Origin of the sequence: Rhizobium sp. BK316 (genome assembly GCF_014193695.1) — a bacterium.
Taxonomy (GTDB): Bacteria; Pseudomonadota; Alphaproteobacteria; order Rhizobiales; family Rhizobiaceae; genus Rhizobium.
In genome coordinates, this window is sequence record NZ_JACHZR010000001.1 from 1694430 (window position 1) to 1717569 (window position 23140).

20 protein-coding genes are annotated in these 23140 nt (G+C 61.0%); 12 read left to right on the top strand and 8 right to left on the bottom strand.

Annotated features, from left to right (window positions below; all coding sequences use genetic code 11):
• Window positions 1-84 precede the first annotated feature (84 nt).
• The 8 genes from FHT87_RS07670 to FHT87_RS07705 form a co-directional block, all read right to left on the bottom strand.
• Window positions 85-918, bottom strand: a complete 834-nt coding sequence (locus FHT87_RS07670; RefSeq protein WP_183800738.1) for a universal stress protein — start codon at window positions 916-918, stop codon at window positions 85-87.
• Window positions 919-1121: 203 nt separating this feature from the next.
• Window positions 1122-3806, bottom strand: coding sequence for a cation-transporting P-type ATPase (locus FHT87_RS07675; protein ID WP_183726882.1), 2685 nt, complete (start codon window positions 3804-3806; stop codon window positions 1122-1124).
• A 126-nt stretch (window positions 3807-3932) separates the two neighbouring features.
• Complete coding sequence (locus tag FHT87_RS07680) at window positions 3933-4457, bottom strand: universal stress protein (protein WP_183800741.1); 525 nt, start codon at window positions 4455-4457, stop codon at window positions 3933-3935.
• Window positions 4458-4588: 131 nt separating this feature from the next.
• Entirely contained in the window at window positions 4589-5557 is a 969-nt protein-coding gene (locus tag FHT87_RS07685) for an ABC transporter ATP-binding protein (RefSeq protein WP_183727318.1), read from the bottom strand.
• 478 nt (window positions 5558-6035) lie between these two features.
• Window positions 6036-6563 carry a sarcosine oxidase subunit gamma family protein gene (locus FHT87_RS07690; protein ID WP_183726886.1) on the bottom strand — a complete coding sequence of 176 codons (528 nt, stop codon included), beginning with the start codon at window positions 6561-6563 and terminating at the stop codon, window positions 6036-6038.
• A complete protein-coding gene (locus FHT87_RS07695; protein WP_183726888.1) occupies window positions 6556-9489 on the bottom strand; it encodes a sarcosine oxidase subunit alpha family protein in 2934 nt (977 codons plus the stop codon). Before FHT87_RS07695 ends, FHT87_RS07690 begins: the two co-directional genes overlap by 8 nt.
• The gene (locus tag FHT87_RS07700; RefSeq protein WP_183726890.1) at window positions 9486-9764 is read right to left on the bottom strand and encodes a sarcosine oxidase subunit delta family protein; all 279 of its coding nucleotides are present in this window, start codon (window positions 9762-9764) and stop codon (window positions 9486-9488) included. The genes FHT87_RS07695 and FHT87_RS07700 overlap by 4 nt, the downstream gene beginning before the upstream one ends.
• 12 nt (window positions 9765-9776) lie before the next feature.
• Window positions 9777-11027 (bottom strand): sarcosine oxidase subunit beta family protein, encoded by a 1251-nt coding sequence (locus FHT87_RS07705; protein ID WP_183726892.1) that lies wholly within the window; start codon window positions 11025-11027, stop codon window positions 9777-9779.
• 88 nt (window positions 11028-11115) lie between these two features.
• On the opposite strand from FHT87_RS07705, the gene FHT87_RS07710 reads away from it, so the two are divergent.
• The 12 genes from FHT87_RS07710 to FHT87_RS07765 all read left to right on the top strand — a co-directional run bounded on the left by FHT87_RS07710 (window position 11116) and on the right by FHT87_RS07765 (window position 23081).
• On the top strand, window positions 11116-12075 hold the full coding sequence (locus FHT87_RS07710) for a GlxA family transcriptional regulator (protein WP_183726894.1): 960 nt from the start codon (window positions 11116-11118) through the stop codon (window positions 12073-12075).
• A gap of 71 nt (window positions 12076-12146) precedes the next feature.
• Window positions 12147-12830, top strand: coding sequence for a helix-turn-helix domain-containing protein (locus FHT87_RS07715; RefSeq protein WP_183726895.1), 684 nt, complete (start codon window positions 12147-12149; stop codon window positions 12828-12830).
• Between the two features lie 90 nt (window positions 12831-12920).
• Entirely contained in the window at window positions 12921-13817 is an 897-nt protein-coding gene (locus FHT87_RS07720; RefSeq protein WP_183726897.1) for a glutamine amidotransferase family protein, read from the top strand.
• 55 nt (window positions 13818-13872) lie between these two features.
• On the top strand, window positions 13873-14559 hold the full coding sequence (locus FHT87_RS07725) for a GXGXG domain-containing protein (protein WP_183800744.1): 687 nt from the start codon (window positions 13873-13875) through the stop codon (window positions 14557-14559).
• A gap of 18 nt (window positions 14560-14577) precedes the next feature.
• Window positions 14578-15906 carry an FMN-binding glutamate synthase family protein gene (locus FHT87_RS07730; RefSeq protein WP_183800746.1) on the top strand — a complete coding sequence of 443 codons (1329 nt, stop codon included), beginning with the start codon at window positions 14578-14580 and terminating at the stop codon, window positions 15904-15906.
• 81 nt (window positions 15907-15987) lie between these two features.
• Window positions 15988-17295: a type III glutamate--ammonia ligase gene (gene glnT / locus FHT87_RS07735; protein WP_183800749.1), complete on the top strand. Its 1308-nt coding sequence runs from the start codon at window positions 15988-15990 to the stop codon at window positions 17293-17295.
• Window positions 17296-17396: 101 nt separating this feature from the next.
• A complete protein-coding gene (gene purU, locus FHT87_RS07740) occupies window positions 17397-18281 on the top strand; it encodes a formyltetrahydrofolate deformylase (RefSeq protein ID WP_183800752.1) in 885 nt (294 codons plus the stop codon).
• Window positions 18282-18284: 3 nt separating this feature from the next.
• Entirely contained in the window at window positions 18285-19184 is a 900-nt protein-coding gene (folD, locus tag FHT87_RS07745; protein WP_183800755.1) for a bifunctional methylenetetrahydrofolate dehydrogenase/methenyltetrahydrofolate cyclohydrolase FolD, read from the top strand.
• Window positions 19185-19298: 114 nt separating this feature from the next.
• Window positions 19299-20432, top strand: coding sequence for an aminomethyltransferase family protein (locus tag FHT87_RS07750; protein WP_183800758.1), 1134 nt, complete (start codon window positions 19299-19301; stop codon window positions 20430-20432).
• Between the two features lie 12 nt (window positions 20433-20444).
• Window positions 20445-21050 (top strand): dimethylamine monooxygenase subunit DmmA family protein, encoded by a 606-nt coding sequence (locus tag FHT87_RS07755; protein ID WP_183726909.1) that lies wholly within the window; start codon window positions 20445-20447, stop codon window positions 21048-21050.
• The gene (locus FHT87_RS07760) at window positions 21047-22012 is read left to right on the top strand and encodes a PDR/VanB family oxidoreductase (protein ID WP_183800761.1); all 966 of its coding nucleotides are present in this window, start codon (window positions 21047-21049) and stop codon (window positions 22010-22012) included. Before FHT87_RS07755 ends, FHT87_RS07760 begins: the two co-directional genes overlap by 4 nt.
• A gap of 28 nt (window positions 22013-22040) precedes the next feature.
• Window positions 22041-23081 carry a DUF3445 domain-containing protein gene (locus tag FHT87_RS07765; RefSeq protein ID WP_183800765.1) on the top strand — a complete coding sequence of 347 codons (1041 nt, stop codon included), beginning with the start codon at window positions 22041-22043 and terminating at the stop codon, window positions 23079-23081.
• The last annotated feature ends 59 nt before the right edge of the window (window positions 23082-23140 follow it).

Here is a 23140-nt window from a genome sequence, read left to right on the forward strand (position 1 = left end):
AAGATCGGCTAAGACTTCCGGTGCAACGGCAATTTTCCGCCTGAGCCGCAAAGGGTCGGATAGGGAAACCTATCCTCCCGTTCGTCAATGGGACATGAGAACTGGCAAGGCCGGTTCGTCCAAGACCCCACCGGTTGCTCCGCCCAAGACAAAGTCTCGCAATCGAGAATGCCCGAATGCTCCCATGACCAAAAAATCGCCGCTCAGATCCAGCGCGGCCTGCTGGATGCTCTGGCCGATGGATGACCCGCTACCTTGGGCAAGCGTTGCCTTGGCATTGATGCCACTCGACCTCAAGATTTCAGCAAGGTGCGTTCCGCTGTCGGCTGTAAGCGATTTTTCGCCAGTGACCGACAGGACCGATACGGTCCGGGCCATCCGGATGAGCTGGTTCGCATCGCTGACGGCGCGAGCGGCTGCGCGGCTCCCGTCCCATGCAATCACCAGATGATCGATCTTGCCGGCGACAGTCCTATTGGGAAAAATGACGGCCGGTCGGCCTGAGCCGAATATGACGGCTTCAGCGACGATGCGGGTGTCCGGAATACTGGCGATACATTCGAGGGTTGCGAGATCGAAGAAACGTGCTTGCGTGGCCGCTGTTTCGTGCAGCGAAGGCAAAGCAGTCTTCAACATTCGAGTAAACACCTTAAGTTCCGTGCCTGCGCTCAGATTTTCCGCCGCGGCGATCAGCGTTGCAGCACGGTCACGGCTCAAACTTTCGGCTTGCTCGATCATCTTCGGCGTATCGAGCAGCAGCGACGACCAGGCGTCGGGGATGTGCGGAATCTCAATTCTTTGGGCGCAGACGTGAAGATTTGCGCCGCAGAACTCGGCGAACGCGATGGCATTCGAAATGATCAATCCCGAACTCGGATCGGGATACGTCGCCAGCGGAAGAAAATACTGTGGTGTCATGTCTTCTCCACCTCTCCATCTTTCGCAGTATAATATCTATTTCTCTTCGTTGTCCGCATTGATCTAACGCATGCGCGGACGCCGGTTATGTGTGACCATGGGAGCAATACGGAGCGCTGGAAGCGCGCGCAGTTGCCCATTGACAGGGCCAAGCTCACAATGCCGTTCAGCATGAGCTCGACCCGGAAATACGGCCTGCCAGCTCAGGAGCGATTGGGTCTCGTTCCGGATCGTGCGAGCATGACGATCTGTGTCGCGATCAGCGGCGCGGTGCTGGAAAACAGGACGACAAGCCACATCTGAGCAGTTGGCGGGACGAGTTGCAGTAGGTGAGCTGCCGGACCCACATAAGGGGGGAGAGCCAATAATAGGGTGCAAAGGCCAATGGCAGACCAGAGCCAACGGTTCCCGGTCATCTCATTGACAAAAATGCTCGTTCCACGACTGCGCAAGTTGAAGACATGCCATAGTTGAGCAAAGGCAAGGGTTAGGAATGTCACGGTCACGCTTGCGCGTTGATCGAAGCCTAGCCATTTTCCTATGCCGAGAGCTGCAAAGGTGGCGGCGCTCAGCGCCATCGCGTGGAGGATGACTGCGCGCCATTGGGTGCGGCCAAGAATAGCCTCCTTCGGATCGCGGGGCGGTCTGTTGAGCACTCGGTGCTCTCCTTCGCCCATCGCGAGCGCGAAGGCCGGAAACACGTCGGTCACGAGGTTCAGATAGAGAATCTGCAGCGGCAGCAAAGGCAGTGGCAGAGATCCGGCAACTGCCAGACCGATCACCATCAGTTCACTGAGATTGCACGATAGTAGATAGGCGACAAGCCGGCGAATATTGGCAAAGATAATGCGGCCTTCACGGATTGCCTTGACGATCGTCGAAAATTTGTCGTCAAGGAGGATCATTGCCGCCGCTTCGCGGGCGACGTCTGTGCCGCGCAGTCCCATCGAAACGCCGATATCGGCCTGCCGCAAGGCTGGAGCGTCATTGACGCCATCCCCCGTCATCGCCACGATATCGCCGGCATTCTGATAGGCTCGCACGAGAGTGAGCTTTTCAGAGGGATCGACCCGAGCAAAGATGCCGACATCGCGTAGAGCAGGTGTCCCTGTTCTCAGCATCTCGTGGAGTTCTCGCCCCTCAACCACATTGCCTTCAGATGTGTCGAGGCCTACGGCGCGACCAATGCTTCTGGCCGTTGCAACATGATCGCCGGTCACCATGACCACCCGTATTCCGGCATTCTGGCAGTCTCGGATCGCTTCCGGTACGTCTGCACGAGCAGGATCCTGAAGGCCGATCAGGCCGACCAGGACCAGTTCATGAAACGGATCATCGGGCTCTTGAGGCGGGTGTCTGACAGCGCAGGCGAGCACGCGCAGGCCGTGGTCGGCGAGACGTCCGACGTAATTGTTCCATTTCGAACGCGTTTCTTCGTCAAACCGGATTTCGCTTCCCTCGTGCAGCACCCCGGTTGCAGAATTGATAATCGGCTCCGGCGCTCCTTTGACTGCGATGAGAATGCCATCTCGACTGGAATGGATCGTTCCCATCATCTTCGTAGAGGGATTGAAGGCGTGTTTGCGCAGAAGCGGGTATTTGAACAGGAGGTCGGACCGGCTCATATTCGCTGACAGACCGGCGCGCAAAAGTGCGATTTCCATTGGATCGCCTGTCCCCTCGGCGTCGGCATTCTCAAGATCTGCGTCATTGCACAGCACAGCCACCGTCAACAACAACGAGAGTTCCTGATCGGCGCCGGCTCGCGAAAGAAGTGCGTTGTCCGGCGGATTCGCGCTGACCACGACTTCTCCAGAAGAGGTCAAAAGCTGCTGGACGGTCATGCGGTTTTCCGTCAGCGTTCCGGTCTTGTCCGTCAGGATGACGGTCGTGGCGCCGAGCGTCTCCACAGCCGAAAGGCGCTCGATTAGGGCGTTCTGCTCCGCCATGCGCCACATTCCTCTCGCCAAAGCGAGCGTTGCGACAATCGGAAGTCCTTCTGGAATAGCGGCGACCGCAAGAGCAATTGCGGCCTCAATGACCAGGAGTTCATCCTGGCCAGAGATGAGGCCAAGAGCTGCGATTACGGAGGCGACAACCAGTGTGGCTCCGACAAGCTGTGTCGAAAGACGAGATAGCTTTCGCTCCATTGGTGAGTTGCCGGCGTCAACCTCCATGATCAGTCGCGATACCTTGCCGAGTTCGGTGGCGAGCCCCGTCGCCGTCACGACGCCTCGGCCGCTTCCTCGCGTGATAGTTGTTCCTTTGAACAGCATCGACCGACGCTCCGAAAGCCGTGCGCCTTGCGAGACGGACTGGACATCCTTTTCCACAGGCACAGATTCGCCTGTCAAGGTCGACTCATCCACGGCCAGCCTGGAAGCTTCAATCAGCCGGAGGTCGGCGCAGACCGCTTCGCCCGCTTCAATGACCACAACATCACCTGGGACCAGATCCTCCGCCGGCACACGGCTGACAACTCGGTTACGAAGTACCCGGACGGTATGGGCTCCCAGGGCACGTAACGCTTCGATTGAACGTACCGCTTTGAGCTCGGTATAAAACCCGATGACAGCATTGACGGCAAGGACGGCAACGATGGCGCCGCCTTCTTCCAGCTCGTTGAAATAAAAGGCTAATCCAGCTGCACCCGCCAGCAAATAAACCACAGGGGTCTTGAACTGGTGCAAAAGAAGTGCGAACCACGTTGCGGCAGGTCGCGCTTCAATGGCGTTCGAGCCAACGGCTCGCCGTCTTTTCTCAGCGTCTTCACGAGACAGCCCCACCTCTTCCGACACGCCAAGCATGGCGGTCAGCGCCTCTGGCGGCAATGCGTGAGGGGTTTCGGGCAACCTTAGTGGTCCATTGGCGAAATGAACGTTCACCATGCGGGCCTCCTGATGCACCCGACGCTATCGCGGCATCAAGATGCCCCGGATTGAGATCGAATGCTGGTCTCTTCTTTCGATCGACCTGGATCCGTCGCAGATTGTGTGGAGCCGACGCGATCACCATCAGCGAACCGTGACGCAGGTCACAGGGCAAAGCTGCGCGATCTTGTTGGATACGCTGCCGAGGAGCAGCGCCGAGAACCTGGAAAGGCCGCGAGCGCCACAGATAACGACATCGGGCTGCACGTCGGTGATCGAGTTGAGGATTTGCTCCGCAGGATTTCCTTCCAACAGCAGCGTTGAAACCTGATCAACGCCTTCCGCTTTGACGACCTTAATGGCCTGCTCAATGATTTGATCGCCCAAGATGCGAAAAATCCGGTAGGAGGTCGCCCGATGAAGAGAAATATCAAAACGCGGCGCTGCCAGCCTCGTGCTCATGATGTCATCGGCCGAGCCCAGGGCTGGTTCTGCTCCCGGAAATTCAGCGTCGATCATCCGCTGTACATCGGTATCGATCTCTCCGACGAGGAGAACATGCACGAGAACGACCTGCCCGCCACTCCCCGCCGCAAGAGACGCCCCTAACTCAACGGCTTTTTTCGAATGTTCAGAGCCGTCAGTTGCTATGAGAATGTTCTTGAACATGTCAGGTCCCCTCAACGCCGCCGCGATGGATTGCGATAGTCCCGCCGAGCATCTTCTATCTTTTGGCGCGGTCGTCTTTGAGCTTCATCAAAGCAGCGTCCCGCGAGCGCCATTATGACGAGCTTCCAGAGCTATGTGATCGTCCGTTGCTTCGCCCCGGCATCATTCTGATCCTTTGACGCCTCCTGATCGGCGTTTGCATCACGGATCATCGCGTATTTGACCTGAGTAACCGTGAGGTCGCGGTACCAGTCGATCAGAGCCCCCCAAGGGTCGGTTATCTTCGACAGGCCTGACACGAACGCAACGATCGTGCCGATCTCGGTCTTTCCGGTGACGACGTAATAGCCACCGAGCGCGAAAATGCCGGCGTAACCCAGCTGCGTCATCAGGTTCATCAGGAAATTCATCGAAAACTTGAATTTGTAGATCGTCATGTTGGTGACGAAAAGCGATTGCACGCGATCGGCCTGGACATCACTCAGATCGCTGCCAGTGACATGCTCGATCATTCCCTCGCTGACATGCCGCATAATAGCGATCTTGCTTGCAACGAGCCGGTTAATGGCGTGCTGCATGAGCGGCACGAAGCCGACCTGCGGCAAGAAGACAACGGCGACGGCAAGTGCCATGAGCGGCTGCAGGAAGATCATGTAACCTCCGACCGCACAGAGAATGCCGACCTGTAAAAGCGGCTCGGAAATACTCGTGCCGACGAAGCCGCCGACCGGCTCGGCTTCGGCCAGAACGATTGATAGCTGCACGCCCTCTGCCAATGCGTCCGGAGGACGCCTGCGCGACTGATCGGAGGCTGACAGTACCGTCATCCGCAGCCAGCGGATCGCCACCTCACCGATCCAGCCGCGATAGAGGTTCAAGCCGAACTTAGTCAGTCCTTCCAGCAAGACGAGGCCGAGATAAGCAAGGACAAGAGCGAAGATGGTCGCGTAGGCGCCGCCCTGCGTTGCCGCATTGATCACTCGCCTCTGAATTTCCAGGGGCGCTGTTCCGGCAAGAAAGAGAAGCACCGAAATTGCAGCCAAAGCCAGTTGATGGGATCGGCCCATCAGAAGCACGAAACCGAGCAGGTTCCGCGGCATCGACTCCTTGGGAGGGATTTCGACATAATTGTCAGGATTGGCGTCCATGAAGCATGTCCGCGGACGAAACCTGCAGCCTGTCGGTGTAGCGGGTGACGCCGCGCATCCCGTCCGTCGTGCGAAAGCCTACATAATGCGAAGGCGTCAGTTTGGTCACATCTCGAGTCGTCGCTCCGGTCCTGTTTGCGGAATGATTGTACGCCATTATTGACTGGGCCGGCATGACGTTTCCTTTCCTCCAGTGTGATCCTTCACTCTTCATGGCCATTTTCGCACATGCCAAGGATGATGCTTTGACCAGCATCAATCTTCGACGCGATCAGATAAAACCGGCTGCGCTCATTTATGCCCTCGGCCGGTTGATTTGCAGCCGAAAAGCCCCTTTTTCATAGCTGACAAATCGAGATGCAATAACGCAGCCCGCGCAGGGCTGCTGAGCCTTATCGGAGGGCTGTCGTCATCGATCCGACCGCTGGGCTTACGCTGAGGCGAGGGCGGCACGTTCGAGCATGTCGTAGAGATTTTCGGCAAAGCTGCGCAGCACCGCGAACTCGAAGCGTGTGGCATGCGTGCGCGTCAGTTGCACCGAGATATGTCCGAAGAGTGTGACTGCCGAGTGTCCGACGGGGAAGGCTGTGGGGTCGAGATCGACTGCGGTCCCCTGGGAAAGCAGTTCTTGGGCGCGGAAACCGGACAGAGCGATGCGGACGCGGCCGTGGCTCTGGTCGCAGACGAAACCCTTGCCTCTCAAGTGATCGGCAAGCAGCGCGATTTGCGCGGGTGGGAGGCTTTCATCACCTGTTACGCACCATTGTTGATAGCCCGCCCGTTGGATCGCGCTCTTTGCTAGTCCAGCCGCAGAGAGCGATTCTGCAAGCGTGTCGCCGTCGAATGCGCCCATGACATGCAGAAGGTGGCCCTCCGGCAATGGCTCCAGCCGGATGCCGGACCCTTCAGTTGTGGCTTTGCCGGCAAGGGCCGGCTTGTGTTCGGGGTGTTCAGACATGGAGTTTCTCATTGCCGGGATCGACGAAGACGGGATCGCAGAGCACCGCTTCGGTGAATTCATTTCTGAGGCCGTTCCAAACCACGACCTTTTCCCCCAACCGCTCCGGCCCGCGCCTGACGAGCGCAAGGCCGATCGTGTGGCCAAGGCTTGGCGAGAATGCGCTCGAGGTCACGTAACCCTGGTCGTTTTCAAGGGTCGCAGTGGCATGTTCGGCAAGGATATGCGAACCGGTGCGGAAGCTCGTCGCCGGATCGAGTGGCTTGACGCCGACGAGGCGGGGGCGGTCCTCGGCCTGCAAACCTTCGCGGGCGAGCATCGCCTTGCCGATAAAGTCAGGCTTGGTGGTGGAAACCATGCGGGCGAATCCGAGGTCGCCAGGCGTCACCGTGCCGTTGATCTCGGCATGGGTGACATGGCCCTTCTCTATGCGCATGACACCGAGGGCCTCGGCGCCATAAGGGCAGATACCGTGTTTTTCACCAGCCTGCATGATCCGATCGGCGACCCATTCGCCGTAGCCGGCCGGCACGGCAAGTTCATAAGCGAGTTCGCCAGAGAAAGAGATCCGAAAGAGCCGGCCTTCGAGCGCGCCGCCGAAGAGCGAGACCGTGCGAGCACTCATGAAGGGAAAGGCGGCATCGGAAATATCCTCGTCGACGATCTCGGAGAGGATCGCGCGCGATTTCGGGCCGGCAACCGCCATTTGCGCCCATTGGTCGGTCGAGGAGGCAAGGCGGACGTCGAGCTCCGGCCAGAGCGTCTGGGCGCAGAATTCGAGATGGGTCAACACGCCGGCGGCGAGCGCCGTCGTCGTCGTCATGAAGAAATGGTCGTTGGCGAAACGGCTCGTCGTGCCGTCGTCATAGATCATGCCGTCCTCGCGCAGCATGATGCCGTAGCGCGCCCGGCCGACCGGCAGTTTGGCAAAGCCGTTGCAGTAGACGCGGTCGAGGAAGGCAGCGGCATCCCTGCCGAAGATCTCGATCTTGCCGAGGGTCGAGACGTCGCAGATGCCGGCATTCTGTCGGATGTTCAACACCTCGCGGTCGACGCTCTCGCGCCAGTTCGTCTCCCCGGCGCGTGGAAACCAGGAGGAGCGGTACCAGAGCCCCGTCTCGACGAAGACGGCGCCATTCTTCTTGGCCCAGCCGTGTAATGGCGACCTGCGCACTGGCTGGAAATCGCGGCCGCGCGAGGCGCCCGTCAGGGCGCCGAAGGAGACAGGCGTATAGAAGGGACGGAATGTGGTGGTGCCGACTTCGGCAGGCGACACGCCGCGGGCCTCGGCCAGGATGCCGATCGCGTTGATATTGGAAAGCTTGCCCTGATCGGTCGCCATGCCGTTGGTCGTGTAGCGTTTGGCAAGCTCGACATGCCCATATCCCTCGCGAACGGCAAGGCCGAGATCCTTGAGGTGTACGTCGTTTTGATAGTCGACAAAGGCCTTGCCCTTTCCGCCCTTGACGAACCAGAGCGGCTTCGATGCCGCCGCTGTTTCCTCGACGGGCGCGAAGGCGGCCGCGACCTTGACAAAGCCGATCGCCTGTAGCGCCTCGACTGCCTTGGCCGCGCCGTCGCCGAGGCAGACTTCCGTCGAGCCGCGCCCCGCCGCAGAGCCGGCGATCGACAGGCCCTGCTGGCGTTCCGGCGCCAGGAAGGCTGCCCTTTCGTCCGACCAGACCGGCCTGGCGCCGCGATGGCAGGCAAGGTGGATGATCGGGCTCCAGCCGCCGGACATGGCAAGCGCATCCGCCTCGATGCGCTGTGTTGCCGAAGCGGTCTCGATCGTGACATGGCGCAGGCGTTTGCCGCCATGTGCGTCGCGCACCCGGCTGCCGTTCAGCACGCGGGCGCGTCCCGACCAGGTTATGTCGGCCGCATCGCGGCTATCGACGATGGCGGCGACATCGACACCGGCGGCTTCGAGTGTTGCCGCCGTGCGATAGCCGGACGCATTGCTGGTGAAGACCACGGTGCGGGCGCCGGGCGTCACCGCTTGCCGGCTGAGATAGCTGTGCATCGCACCGGCCACCATCACGCCGGGAATATCGTTGCCGCCGAAGACGAGCGGCCTCTCTTCTGCACCCGAGGCGAGGATTGCCTGTTTGGCGATGATGCGCCAGAGCCGCTCGACGGGCCGATGCGGATCCGGCAGTGCCACATGTTTTTGCACGCGCTCGACAGCGCCGAAGACATTGTCGTCGTACCAGCCGACGACGGTGGTGCGCGCCAGGAGACGGACGTTCGGCAGGCCTTCGAGCTCATTGAGCATGTCCTGCAGCGCGGTGCCGCTCTCGAGAAGCAGGCTGCCGCCGAGCGCGAAACCTTCGTCGGCGAGGATGACGCGGGCACCGGCGCGTCCAGCCGTCAGCGCCGCGGCAAGGCCGGCAGGCCCGGCGCCGACGACGAGCAGGTCGCAGTGAGCCCAGCGTTTTTCGTAGGAATCCGGATCCGGTTCGTAGGAAGCCTTGCCGAGGCCGGCGGCCTTGCGGATCAGCGGCTCGTAGAGCTTTTCCCAGAGGGCGGCCGGCCACATGAAGGTCTTGTAGTAGAAACCGGCGCTCAGGAACGGCGACAGCAAGCCGTTGATGGCGCCAATGTCGAAGCCGAGCGAGGGCCAGCGGTTCTGGCTGCGGGCGATGAGCCCCTCGTGGAGTTCGATCATCGTCGCGCGCGTATTGGCTTCCATGCGGCCGCCCGTACCCGTCGTGACCAGCGCGTTGGGCTCGGCCGCGCCCGCCGTCAGGATGCCGCGCGGCCGGTGATACTTGAAACTGCGGCCGACGAGCTGGATGCCGTTGGCAAGAAGGGCGGAGGCGAGCGTATCACCGGGATGACCGGTCAGTTGTCTGCCATCGAAGGTAAAGTTCAGTGTGCGCGACCGGTCGATCCGGCCACCGCTGGGAAGCCGCGAACTCGTCATGCCGCACCTCCAAGCTTGGCAAGCGCGGCATCGCAGACGGTGTGAACGGCGTGGGTGACGGTGTCGCGCTCGACAATCAGCCAGCGCCGACAGCCGGAGGAGTGGTGCCAGTACTCCTTGTGCCGCCCCCTCGGATTGTCGCGCAGATAGACATAGTCGTACCAGGCGTCAGCGCCGGCATCGGCTGCCGGCCGGGTCAGGCTCGCATCACCCCGGATGGTGAATTCTTCCTTTGGGCGGATGCCGCAATGAGGGCAGGAAATCAGGCTTGCCATGGCGTCAGGTCCTTAATGCAGGTTGGGCTGGGCGCCGACGCCCTTTTCGTCGATCGGATAGCCGCGCCGGAAGCGGTCGAGGCGCAGCTCGCGCGCCGTCTCGTGCGGCTCGTTGCGGGCGATCAGATGGGCGTAGCAATAGCCGGAGGCGGGTGTCGCCTTGAAGCCGCCATAGCACCAGCCGGCATTCAGATAGAGATTGTCGATATGGGTTCGGTCGATGATCGGCGAGCCGTCCATGCTCATGTCCATCACGCCGCCCCAGCTGCGCAGATATCTGACCCGCGTCAGCGAGGGAATCATAGCGACGCCTGCTTCGGCGACGTGCTCGACAGTGGCGAGATTGCCGCGCTGGGCATAGGAATTGTAGCCGTCGATATCGCCGCCGAAGACGAGGCCGCCCTTGTCCGATTGCGAAACGTAGAAATGGCCGGCGCCGAAGGTGACGACGGTATCGATGAAGGGCTTCAGCCCCTCGGTGACGAAGGCCTGCAGCACATGGCTCTCGATCGGCAGGCGCAGGCCCGCCATGTCGGCAACCACGGTGGAATTGCCGGCGGCAGCAAGCGCCAGCTTGCCGCAACCGATGAAGCCCCTGGTGGTCTCGACGCCTGTCACCCTGCCATTTTCGCTGCGAATGCCGGTGACCTCGCACTGGGTGATGATGTCGACGCCGCGGCTGTCGGCGCCGCGCGCATAACCCCAGGCGACCGCATCGTGGCGCACCGTGCCGCCGCGCGGCTGACGGAGGCCGCCCATGACGGGGAAGCGGGCATTGTCGAAATCGAGGAACGGCAGCATCTTGCGGACCGCAGCCCGGTCGAGGAGTTCTGCATCGACGCCGTGCAGGCGCATGGCATTGCCGCGCCTTGTGTAGGCATCGCGCTGCGCATCGGAATGGAAGAGGTTCAGCACGCCGCGCTGCGAGACCATGGCGTTGAAGTTGAAATCCTGTTCCAGCCCTTCCCAGAGCTTCATTGAAAGCTCGTAGAAAGGGTTATTGCCGGGCAGCAGGTAATTGGAGCGGATGATCGTCGTGTTGCGGCCGATATTGCCGGAGCCGAGATAACCCTTCTCCAGCACGGCGACATTGGTGATGCCGAATGCCTTGGCGAGATAATAGGCCGTCGAAAGGCCATGGCCGCCGCCACCCACGATAATCACGTCATAATGTGGCTTCGGCGAAGGCTGGCGCCAGGCGGGCGCCCAGTCCTTGTTGCCGCGAAGTCCGTTTAAGAAGATGGAAAGAGCGGAATAGCGCATGGGTGGATCCGGTGGGAGCTGGTGCCATGATGCCAGAAAGGCGAGACGCGACTTGCCTGTTTGGGACATTTATCGATAAGAATGGGACATGGCATTGATCGAAGCAAAAAACCTGCATTCCATCGGTTTCATCCTTCTGCCGGGATTTGCCCTGATGTCCTATGCCTCGGCGAGCGAGCCGCTGCGGGCCGCCAATCTGCTTGCCGGGCGGGAAATCTACCGCATCTCGTGCTTTTCGCCTGAAGGCGGGTCGGTGTTGTCTTCCGGTGGCGTCCCCGTTCCGGCCGCACCGCTTCCCGGTCGCGGTTTTGGGCTCGGCACTGTCTTCGTCTGCGCCGGCGGTTCGCCGCGCGACTGGCACTATCCGACTGTGCTTTCCTGCATACGGCAGCTTGCACGCGAAGGCGTGCGCATCGGCGGCATTTCGGGCGGCCCCTATCTGCTGGCCGAGGCCGGGCTGCTGACAGGCCGTGACTTTACAATCCATTGGGAGCATGCGTCGGCGCTCCTCGAAGCCTTTCCCGACCTGTCGCCGCGTCAGGCGCGTTTCGTCGTTGACGGCAACCGCATCACCTGCGGCGGCGGCATTGCGCCGCTCGACATGATGCATGCGCTGATCGCAGAGCGCATGGGGCCGGATTTCGCCCGCCGCGTCAGCGACTGGTTCCTGCATACCGAGGTCGGACAGTCGACGGCACCGCAGCGCGCTTCCCTTGCCGAGCGTTACGGTGTGCATCATCCGGGGCTGCTCAGCGTCCTGGAAAAGATGGAGGAAACCATCGAGATGCCGCTCAACCGCGCAGCCATGGCCCGCATTGCCGGGGTGACGCCGCGCCATCTCGACCGCCTGTTCACCGCCCATCTCGATACAACCTTTATCGAGCAATACAGACGCATCAGGCTGCAGCATGCCCGAAGGCTCATCGAGCAGAGCCCGCTGTCGATTTCCGAGATCGCCATTGCGACAGGTTTTTCCGGCGCCGCGCATTTTTCACGCCTCTTTCGCGGCTTCTACGGCACCAGCCCGAGTTCAGTCCGCAAGCTCTGACTTTCTTCAGGGTTGAGAAGATTTCACTCTGGCGATAGGGTATTTGCAAAGAAGCCACCGAAGGACCGTGAATGAAGACCAAGCTGGATGAAACGTCGAGCCAGGAGCATGCCCATGCGGTGCGTCAGGCCCTGTCCCAGAATCCGCATGCGGTGCGCGAGCCGAAGGAAAACAATCTCGAAATGGCGATCGGCCATGAGGTGCGCGCCTATCGCAAGAAGCTTGGCATCACCGTCACCGACCTTGCGGCAGCGACCGGCATTTCGCTCGGCATGCTGTCGAAGATCGAAAACGGCAATATCTCACCGTCGCTGACGACCTTGCAGTCGCTCTCGCGTGCCCTCGGCGTGCCGTTGACGGCCTTCTTCCGCCGCTACGAGGAACCGCACAACGCCGTCTTCGTCAAGGCGGGCCAAGGCATCGAGCTTGAGCGGCGCGGCACGCGCGCCGGCCATCAGTATAATCTGCTCGGCCATATTGACAACAACAGCAGCGGCGTGGTCGTCGAGCCCTATCTCATTACGCTGACGACGGATTCGGATGTTTTTCCGACCTTCCAGCACGAGGGCATGGAGCTGATCTACATGCTGGAAGGTGAGGTCGTCTATCGCCATGGCGACCAGCTTTTCCCGATGCAGCCGGGCGACAGCCTGTTCTTCGATGCCGATGCGCCGCACGGGCCGGAAGAACTCGTGAAACTCCCGAGCCGCTACCTTTCCATCATCAGCTATCCGCAGCGCGGCAAGAATGACTGACTTGCCTTAAAAGAAAAAAATATTCCTGCAGGTTGAAAACACAAAACAGACCTGATAGTCATTTTGCAGACGCGAAATGGAGGGTCTGTCATGTGCGGAATTGTGGGTCTCTTCCTGAAGGATAAAAGCCTGGAGCCGGAGCTCGGCGCGATGCTGTCGTCCATGCTGGTGACGATGACGGACCGCGGGCCTGATAGCGCCGGCATTGCGATCTATGGCGCAAGCAGCGGCAATAGCGCCAAGATCACCATCCAGTCGGCCAGACCGAAGAAGGATTTCTCCGGTCTTGAAGCCGAGCTCATGAAGGAACTCGGTGCAGGGGTCTCAATCGATATCAAGAGCACCCATGCCGTCGTCACCCTGCCGAAGGACATGCTCGAAGAAGGCCGCACTGCCATCGCCGATCTGCGTCCCGACATCCGTATCATGAGCAGCGGCGACGCGATCGAGATCTACAAGGAAACCGGCTTGCCGAAGGACGTCGTTTCCCGTTTCGCCGTCAATACCATGGCCGGAACACATGGTATCGGCCACACCCGCATGGCGACGGAATCGGCAGTCACCACGCTCGGTGCTCATCCTTTTTCCACCGGCTCCGACCAGTGCCTTGTCCACAACGGCTCGCTCTCCAACCACAATAACCTGCGCCGCGAATTGAAGCGCGAAGGCATGACTTTCGAGACCGAGAACGACACGGAAGTCGCCGCCGCCTACCTGACCGCCGAAATGGCCAAGGGCAAGAATCTCGGCGAGGCGCTCGAGGGTGCCGTCGACGATCTCGACGGCTTCTTCACCTTCGTCGTCGGCACGAAGTCCGGCTTCGGCGTCGTGCGCGATGCCATCGCCTGCAAGCCGGCCGTCATGGCCGAGACCGACCGTTACGTCGCCTTCGGCTCGGAATACCGCGCGCTCGTCAATCTGCCCGGCATCGAGGCCGCACGCATCTGGGAGCCGGAGCCTGCGACTGTCTACTTCTGGGAACGCTGAGGGCTGCTTTTTCTGCCTTCATCCCATCGGCTCGATTTCATTTCAGGACGATTTCATGCCCACATTCGATCTTGCGGTGACCCCGCTTCGTGACCTCAACCAAGCCCTGCATGACGTGGCGTCAGGCGACAACGACCTGCAGTTCGATGTCGTCAATCCGCGTGGCCACCATGCCGTCGCCGCCGGCGTGCATGCGCCCGTCAGCATCGATATCCACGGCAGCGTCGGCTACTATTGTGGTGGCATGAACGAGGAGGCGGTCATCACCGTGCATGGCTCGGCCGGGCCGGGCGTTGCCGAAAACATGATGTCCGGCCGCATCACCATCAAGGGTGACGCCAGCCAGTATGCGGGCGCCACCGGCTGCGGCGGCCTGCTCGTCATCGAGGGTAATGCCTCTTCGCGCTGTGGCATCTCGATGAAGGGCATCGATATCGTCGTGCGTGGCAATATCGGCCACATGTCCGCTTTCATGGCGCAGGCCGGCAACCTCGTCGTGCTCGGCGACGCCGGCGATGCGCTCGGAGATTCCCTTTACGAAGCCCGTATCTTCGTACGTGGCAAGGTCGAGAGCCTTGGTGCTGACTGTATCGAGAAGGAAATGCGGGCAGAACATATCGAGCTTCTCGCCGCTCTGCTCAAAAAGGCCGGCATCACCGATGTGCGGCCGGAGGAGTTCAGCCGCTACGGTTCCTCCCGCAAGCTCTACAATTTCAACGTCGACAATGCCGACGCCTACTGAGTTTTATCGAGGTTTTCCATGAGCTATCACAACCCGCCCACAAAGCCTCGCCTTTCGGCAACCTTCGACGAATACACGATGTCGGAAATCCGCCGCGCCGCGGCAACCGGCATCTATGATATCCGCGGCGGCGGCGCCAAGCGCAAGCTGCCGCATTTCGACGACCTCCTGTTCCTCGGCGCCTCAATCTCGCGTTATCCGCTCGAAGGCTACCGCGAGAAATGCGGCACCAATGTCGTGCTCGGCTCGCGTTACGCCAAAAAGCCGATCGAACTCAAGATCCCGATCACGATTGCCGGCATGAGCTTCGGCTCGCTCTCCGGCCCGGCCAAGGAAGCGCTCGGCCGTGGTGCCACGATTGCCGGTACCTCGACGACCACAGGCGATGGCGGCATGACGGAGGAAGAGCGCGGGCATTCTGAGACGCTCGTCTATCAATACCTGCCGTCGCGCTACGGCATGAACCCGCGAGATCTGCGCCGCTGCGACGCGATCGAGATCGTTGTTGGCCAGGGTGCCAAGCCCGGTGGCGGTGGCATGCTGCTCGGCCAGAAGATTTCCGACCGCGTCGCCGAGATGCGCACGCTGCCGAAGGGTATCGATCAGCGTTCGGCAAGCCGTCATCCCGACTGGACCGGTCCCGACGACCTCGAGATCAAGATTCTCGAACTGCGCGAGATCACCAACTGGGAAAAACCGATCTATGTGAAGGTCGGCGGTGCGCGCCCCTATTACGACACGGCCCTCGCCGTGAAGGCCGGTGCCGATGTCGTCGTGCTCGATGGCATGCAGGGCGGTACTGCGGCGACGCAGGAAGTCTTCATCGAGCATGTCGGCATGCCGACGCTCGCCTGCATCCGCCCGGCTGTGCAGGCGCTGCAGGACCTCGGCATGCACCGCAAGGTGCAACTCATCGTTTCGGGCGGCATCAGGAACGGCGCTGACGTTGCGAAGGCGCTCGCGCTCGGTGCCGATGCCGTCTCCATTGGCACGGCCGCCCTCATCGCCATCGGTGAGAATGATCCGCGCTGGGCGGCCGAATATGAGGCGCTGCATACGACGGCGGCCGCCTATGACGACTGGCACGAAGGCAAGGATCCGGCCGGCATCACAACGCAGAATCCGGAACTGATGAAGCGCGTCGATCCGATCGCCGCCGGTCGCCGCCTCGCCAATTACCTCAAGGTCATGGCGCTGGAGGCGCAGACGATCGCGCGCGCCTGTGGCAAGAATCATGTCCACAATCTGGAACCGGAAGACCTCTGCGCATTGACGATCGAGGCTTCTGCGATGGCGCAGGTACCGCTCGCGGGAACGAGCTGGATACCGGGCAAGGGAGGCTACTGATTTCTACCGGCCGGGCAAAAAAGTCCGGCCGCTTCGCATCCATAACCAAAGTGTCTCTGAGAAATCCAAAGGGGAACGAGAATGACACTGGACCTTGCTGCTTTTGCGAAAGACAAAGGCATCAAATATTTCATGATCAGCTATACCGACCTCTTCTCCGGCCAGCGCGCCAAGCTGGTGCCGGCCCAGGCGATTGCCGGCATGCAGGAAGAGGGTGCGGGTTTTGCCGGTTTCGCCACCTGGCTCGACATGACACCCGCCCATCCCGATCTCTTTGCCGTTCCCGATGCCAGCTCCGTCATCCAGCTTCCTTGGAAGAAGGACGTCGCCTGGGTCGCCGCCGATTGCATGATGGATGGCACGCTCGTGGCGCAGGCGCCGCGCAATGTGCTGAAGAAGCTCGTCAACAAAGCCGAAGCGGCAGGCAAGCGGGTCAAGACCGGCGTCGAGGCTGAATTCTTCCTGATCACCGCCGACGGCGAGCAGATATCGGATGGCCGCGACACGGCCGAAAAGCCCTGCTACGACCAGCAGGCCGTCATGCGCCGCTACGACGTCATCGCCGAGATCTGCGACTATATGCTGGAGCTCGGCTGGGGCGCTTACCAGAACGACCACGAGGATGCCAACGGCCAGTTCGAGATGAACTGGGAATTCGACGACGCGCTGAAGACGGCCGACAAGCATTCCTTCTTCAAGTTCATGGTCAAGTCGATCGCCGAAAAGCACGGACTTCGCGCCACCTTCATGCCGAAGCCCTTCAAGGGCCTGACCGGCAATGGTTGCCATTGCCATATCTCGGTCTGGGACAATGATGGCAAGGTCAACGTCTTCGCCGACAGGACAGCCGAATTCGGCCTGTCGGCGGAAGGCAGGCACTTCCTCGGCGGCATCATGAAACACGCTTCTGCGCTTGCCGCGATCACCAACCCGACCGTCAATTCCTACAAGCGCATCAATGCGCCGCGCACGACCTCGGGCGCCACATGGTCGCCGAACACGGTAACCTGGACCGGCAACAACCGCACCCATATGGTGCGCGTGCCAGGCCCCGGCCGTTTCGAGCTGCGCCTGCCAGATGGTGCGGTCAACCCCTACCTGCTGCAGGCGATCATCATCGCCGCCGGCCTCGATGGGATCGAGGATCTGGCCGATCCTGGCCCGCACCACGACATCGATATGTATGCGGAGGGACATCTCGTGAAGAATGCGCCGCGCCTGCCGCTGAACCTGCTCGATGCCCTGCGCGCCTACGATGCCGACGAGGGTCTGAAGGCTGCGATCGGAACCGAGTTCTCCGCCGCCTATCTCAAGCTCAAGCACCAGGAATGGAATGCCTTCTGCTCGCATTTCACCCAGTGGGAACGCGACAGCACGCTCGATATCTGAGCCGACGGTTAAGGTTTTGACATCATGCGCCCACGGGCCGGGGCATCGACGCACCGGCCCGGCTGGTGGCCTATGCGTCAAGTGACGAAGGAAGAGATGGCATGAAGAGCTATGTACTGACGGTATCCTGCAAATCGACGCGCGGCATCGTTGCGGCGATCTCGGGTTATCTCGCCGAACAGGGCTGCAACATCGTCGACAGCTCGCAATTCGACGATCTGGACACCGGCCAGTTCTTCATGCGCGTCTCCTTCATTTCCGAAGAAGGCATCTCCGAGGCCGATATCCGCGCCGGCTTCTCCAGCATCGCCACGCGTTTCGGCATGACTTACGATTTCCATGACAGCGAGAAGCGCATGAAAGTGCTTCTCATGGTGTCGCGCTTCGGCCATTGTCTCAACGACCTGCTTTATCGCTGGAAGATCGGTGCCCTGCCGATCGATATCGTCGGCGTCGTCTCCAACCATTTCGATTACCAGAAAGTCGTCGTCAACCACGACATTCCCTTCCACCATATTCCCGTCACCAAGGCCAACAAGGTGCAGGCGGAAGTCCATATCATGGAAGTGGCCGAGCAGACCGGCACGGAACTGATCGTGCTCGCCCGCTACATGCAGATTCTGTCAGACGAGATGTGCCAGAAAATGTCTGGCCGGATCATCAACATCCATCACTCCTTCCTGCCGAGCTTCAAGGGTGCCAATCCCTATAAGCAGGCCTATCAGCGTGGCGTGAAGCTGATCGGCGCCACGGCGCATTATGTGACGGCCGACCTTGATGAAGGCCCGATCATCGAGCAGGACACCGCCCGCATCACCCATGCACAGAGCCCGGACGACTACGTTTCGATCGGCCGCGATGTCGAAAGCCAGGTGCTGGCGAGAGCGATCCACGCCCATATCCACCACCGTACCTTCATCAACGGCAACCGCACTGTCGTCTTCCCGGCAAGCCCGGGCAGCTACGCCTCCGAGCGCATGGGCTGAGCCATGGTCAAGGTCATCGACGGCAAGCAGGTTGCCGCTTCCGTAATCGAAACCGTGAAATCGGCAAATGCTGCGCTTGAAGCCGCCAAAGGCGTCCAGACGGGTCTTGCCGTCATCATCGTCGGCGACGATCCGGCGAGCCACACCTATGTCAGCTCCAAGAGCCGCATGGCCAAGGAATGCGGCTTCAAGTCCGTCCAGCACACGCTGCCGGCCGAGACGAGCCAGGAGGAGCTTGCAGCCCTCGTCGCGTCGCTCAACGCCGATCCCTCGATCCACGGCATTCTCGTGCAGCTGCCGCTGCCCAAACATCTCGACAGCGAGCCGATCATCCAGTCGATCCTGCCGCAGAAGGATGTCGACGGCCTGAGCGTCGTCAATGCCGGCAAGCTTGCGACCGGCGACCTGAAGACCGGCCTCGTCTCCTGCACGCCGGCCGGCGCCATGGTGTTCGTCCGCCGCACCCACGGCGAGGACCTGTCGGGCCTCAACGCTGTCGTCATCGGTCGCTCCAACCTGTTCGGCAAGCCGATGGCGCAGCTTCTGCTCAATGCCAATGCGACGGTCACCATCGCCCATTCGCGCACGAAGAACCTGGCCGGCATCTGCCGCAACGCCGATATCTTGGTGGCGGCCGTCGGCCGTCCGGAAATGGTCAAGGCCGACTGGGTCAAGTCCGGTGCCACCGTCATCGACGTCGGCATCAACCGCATCGCCGCCCCCGAACGCGGCGAGGGCAAGACCCGCCTTGTCGGCGATGTCGCCTTTGCCGAGGTCGCCCCGGTTGCTGCCGTCATCACCCCGGTGCCGGGTGGCGTCGGCCCGATGACGATCGCCATGCTGATGGCCAATACGGTGATTGCCGCCCATCGCTCGGCAGGACTGACGCCACCGGCATTCTAGTGAAAATGCCGTTGGGACAGCCGACAAAAATCACCGGGATCGGCTTGCCACAGCGTGAAAGACGAATATAGTCAGGAAATAAATATTCCGTAGAGGAAATAAGAGGGAACGGAAATGGCATTATCTTGGCGTTTCTCCGCCTTGGCGGATCGGCATCGCGCTCTGGGATCGAAGCTCGAGGACTGGAGCGGCATGGGAACCGCCTGGACTTACGACAAGGACATGTCTGACGAGCACGTCGCGGTCCGCACCAAGGCCGGCATCATGGATGTCTCGGGCCTGAAGAAGGTGCATCTGGTCGGCCCGCACGCGATCGCCGTGCTCGACTATATCACCACCCGCGACATGACGAAGATCTATCCCGGCCGCTCGGTTTACGCGACCATGCTGAACGACCGAGGTCACTTCACCGATGATTGCATCGTCTACCGCACCGGCCCGAATTCCTGGATGCTGGTGCACGGCTCCGGCTCCGGCCACGAGGAGATCGTCAAACAGGCTGCAGGCCGCAATTGCGCCGTGCTCTTCGACGACGACCTGCATGATCTGTCGCTGCAGGGACCGCTCGCGGTCGACTATCTCGCCAAATATGTGCCCGGCATCCGCGATCTCAAATATTTCCATCACATGCAGACGACCCTGTTCGGCGCCCCGGTCATGATCTCGCGCACCGGCTATACCGGCGAGCGCGGCTACGAGATCTTCGTGCGTGGCCAGGATGCCGTCATGGTCTGGGACCGGATCGTCGCCGAAGGCGCCGACATGGGCATCATTCCCTGCTGCTTCTCGGTGCTCGACATGCTGCGTGTCGAGAGTTACCTGCTCTTCTATCCCTACGACAACTCGCAGATGTATCCCTTTGCCGACCAGCCGCCTGGTGACAGCCTGTGGGAGCTCGGCCTCGATTTCACAGTCAGCCCCGGCAAGACCGGCTTCCGCGGCGCCGAGGAACATGCGCGGCTGAAGGGCAAGGAACGCTTCAAGATCTTCGGCATGCTGATCGATGCCGACGGTCCGGCCGATCTCGGCGACGAAGTCTATGCCGACGGAAAGAAGGTCGGCGTCATCACCTGCCCGAGCTATTCTGCGCTGACGAAGAAGTCGATGGCGATCGCTCGTCTCGACGTCGACAAGGCCATCCAGGGTACGAAGCTCGAGGTGCGCGGCAAGACCCTGAAGACCAGCGCGATCGCCCATGCGCTGCCCTTCGACGATCCGGAAAAGAAGAAGAGGACGGCGGTCGGTTAAGGAGGTGCAGGCATGCTTGTCGAAGGCATCAAGAGCCGGCCGGTCTACAAGGGTCTGACGATCCAGCCGCAGGCCCGGCATCATATCTTCGCGCTGGAGGGAGAGGGTGCGAATGCCCTTCTCGACCAGGCGGCGGGGCTCGATACAGGCATCCTTTCCCGCAGCGAGATCCTCTATGTCGCCCGCGGTTCACAGGGAAAGGGCCATGACGAGGCACTTCGCCGCCTCGACGCCGACATGTTCTTTGTCGCCCCGACGATCCCCACGCTGCTCTTCCGGCTGAAGGGATCGCTGACGACTGCCCGCATGGGTACGCGGCTCTATCTTGCAGGCACCGAAGGCTTCATCGGCCAGGCGATGATGGTCGCTTTAGACTATGGCATGGATTACGCATCGATCATCACGGAACATCGCGGCTCGTTGGCGCGGCGGGTGCAATGCGTCCACTGCAAGGGCATCACCGAGAACGTTACGCATAGCCCGTTCACCTGCAGCCATTGTGGCCTGCCGCTCCTCGTGCGCGACCATTATTCCCGCCGGCTCGGCGCCTTCCAGGGCGTCAATATCGATGCTGAAGAGCCGGGCAGCGCCCCTGATCCGGAGGAATTGTTCCTGTGAGCGGTGGTACAGAAATTCCCGTCTGCGTGACGAAGGTGACGCCTGTCGCCGACCGCATCAAGCGCTTCCGTTTCGAACGCCTCGATGGTCGGCCGATGCCCTATTTTTCCGGGGGCGCGCATGTCATCGTCTCGATGAATGACGAAGGCCATATGCGGCGCAACGCCTATTCGCTCATGTCGCCGCCGCAGGATTGCTCGGCCTATGAGATCAGCGTGCTACATGTCGAGAATTCGCGCGGCGGCTCGACCTTCATGCACGAGAAGGTGCGCGAAGGAGACGAGATGAAAGTCTCCTATCCGGTCAACCTCTTTCAGCCGGACTGGCGTGCCCGCAAGCATCTTCTGATCGCCGGCGGGATCGGTATCACACCCTTCATCGCCATGATGGAGCAGTTTTCCCGCGAGGGTGCCAATTTCGAGCTGCATTATGCCGTGCGCTCGCATGACCGCGGCGCTTATTGCCGGGAACTGATCGACCGCTACGGTCCGCATCGGGTGAAGATCTATTGCGACGCCGAGCGCAATTTCATTCCGATCGCCCGCCTGCTCAATAGCCAGCCGCTCGGCACGCACCTTTATGTCTGCGGACCCTCGGGCATGATCGACGGCGTGCTGAAGGCCGGGCTGGAGGCCGGCTGGCCGGAGCAGAACCTGCATTCGGAACGGTTTCTGTCCTCCCAGCCCGGCAAGCCTTTCGACATCGAGCTGCTTCGCTCCGCCAAGACGGTCCATGTGGGGCATCACGAGAGCATGCTGGAGGCGATCGAGGCGGCGGGGGTCGACGCGCCCTTCCTTTGTCGGGGCGGCGCCTGCGGACAATGCGAGACCACGGTTGCGGCCTGCGAGGGCAGGCTCCTGCATCACGACGTCTATCTGAGCGATGAAGAAAAGGCCTCCGGCCGCAAGGTGATGATCTGTGTCTCCCGCTTCGAGGGGAACAGGCTCAGCCTCGACCTCTAGAGCTGAAAGCGGAACAAGGAGAACGGACATGGCCATCGTCTTCAAACAAGAAACCTTCCGCGACGACTTCACCTATCGCAACAGCCCGGAAAACATCCGGCGCTTTCCGTTTCCCTTCGATCGCGACGAATACATGTATTCGGTCAACATGGAGCCGCATGTGAAGGGCCGCGAGGGCACCGTGTTCGAAAGCCTCATCGATGTCGACGAGCATTACGTCGCCGAGATGCAGGACAGGGCGCTGGTGCTGAAAGAGGACCCGCTGCGCTACCAGGCGCTGCCGCATATGATGACAGCGCAATGGGATACGCTGGAGCTCCTGATGGAGGAACAGGCTGCCGGCTATCCCGAGCATTTCACGCTGATCAGGAACGGCGACCAGTGGCGCTGGATCAACCGGCCGCTCGGCATCGACGACACATTCACCTTCGGCGACCGTTCGACACTGCCCTGTGAGCCGCTCGAATACATCACCCGCCAGGCTCAAGGAGATTTCTGCATCGTCGACCAGCGTGACGGCAATCTCTGGATGGATGCCGGCATGGTGACGACCCAGGCCGACTGGTCGCTCGATTTCGATATCGGCATGAATTTCATGGAATGGCACGGTCCGGTGCCGCTCGCCCACCAGATCGGCGTCTTCGACCGGGCTTTGAAGTTCCTCCTGAACCTGCCGCAGGGCAAGCCGACGCGCCGCTTCAACTGGACGATGACCATCAACCCCAGGCTCGATACCAGTCCGGAGAACTATCACAAATGGGGTCCGGACCGCACGACGGTGACATCGGAGAATGTCGGCGAGAAGGTGCATCTGCGCGTCGAGCTGCAGAGCCTCTGGCGCCTGCCGCGCTCGAACGCCATCCTCTTCGTCATCCGTTGCTACCTGATGAATATGGAGGAGCTGGTGACGGTGCCGAAATGGGCGCGCCGCTTTCCGCGCGTGCTGAAAACCCTGCCAGCAGAGCTCGTTGACTACAAGGGACTGACCCGCTACCGCCAGACGACGATCGACTGGCTTTCCAAATATGACGATGGGGCGCCGACCAGCCCAGGCATCTATCCGGACTGAGGCGCAGCAATACGCACTAGCGTCGTGCGTCTTCTCAGACGCGCAAACTAAGCAATGCC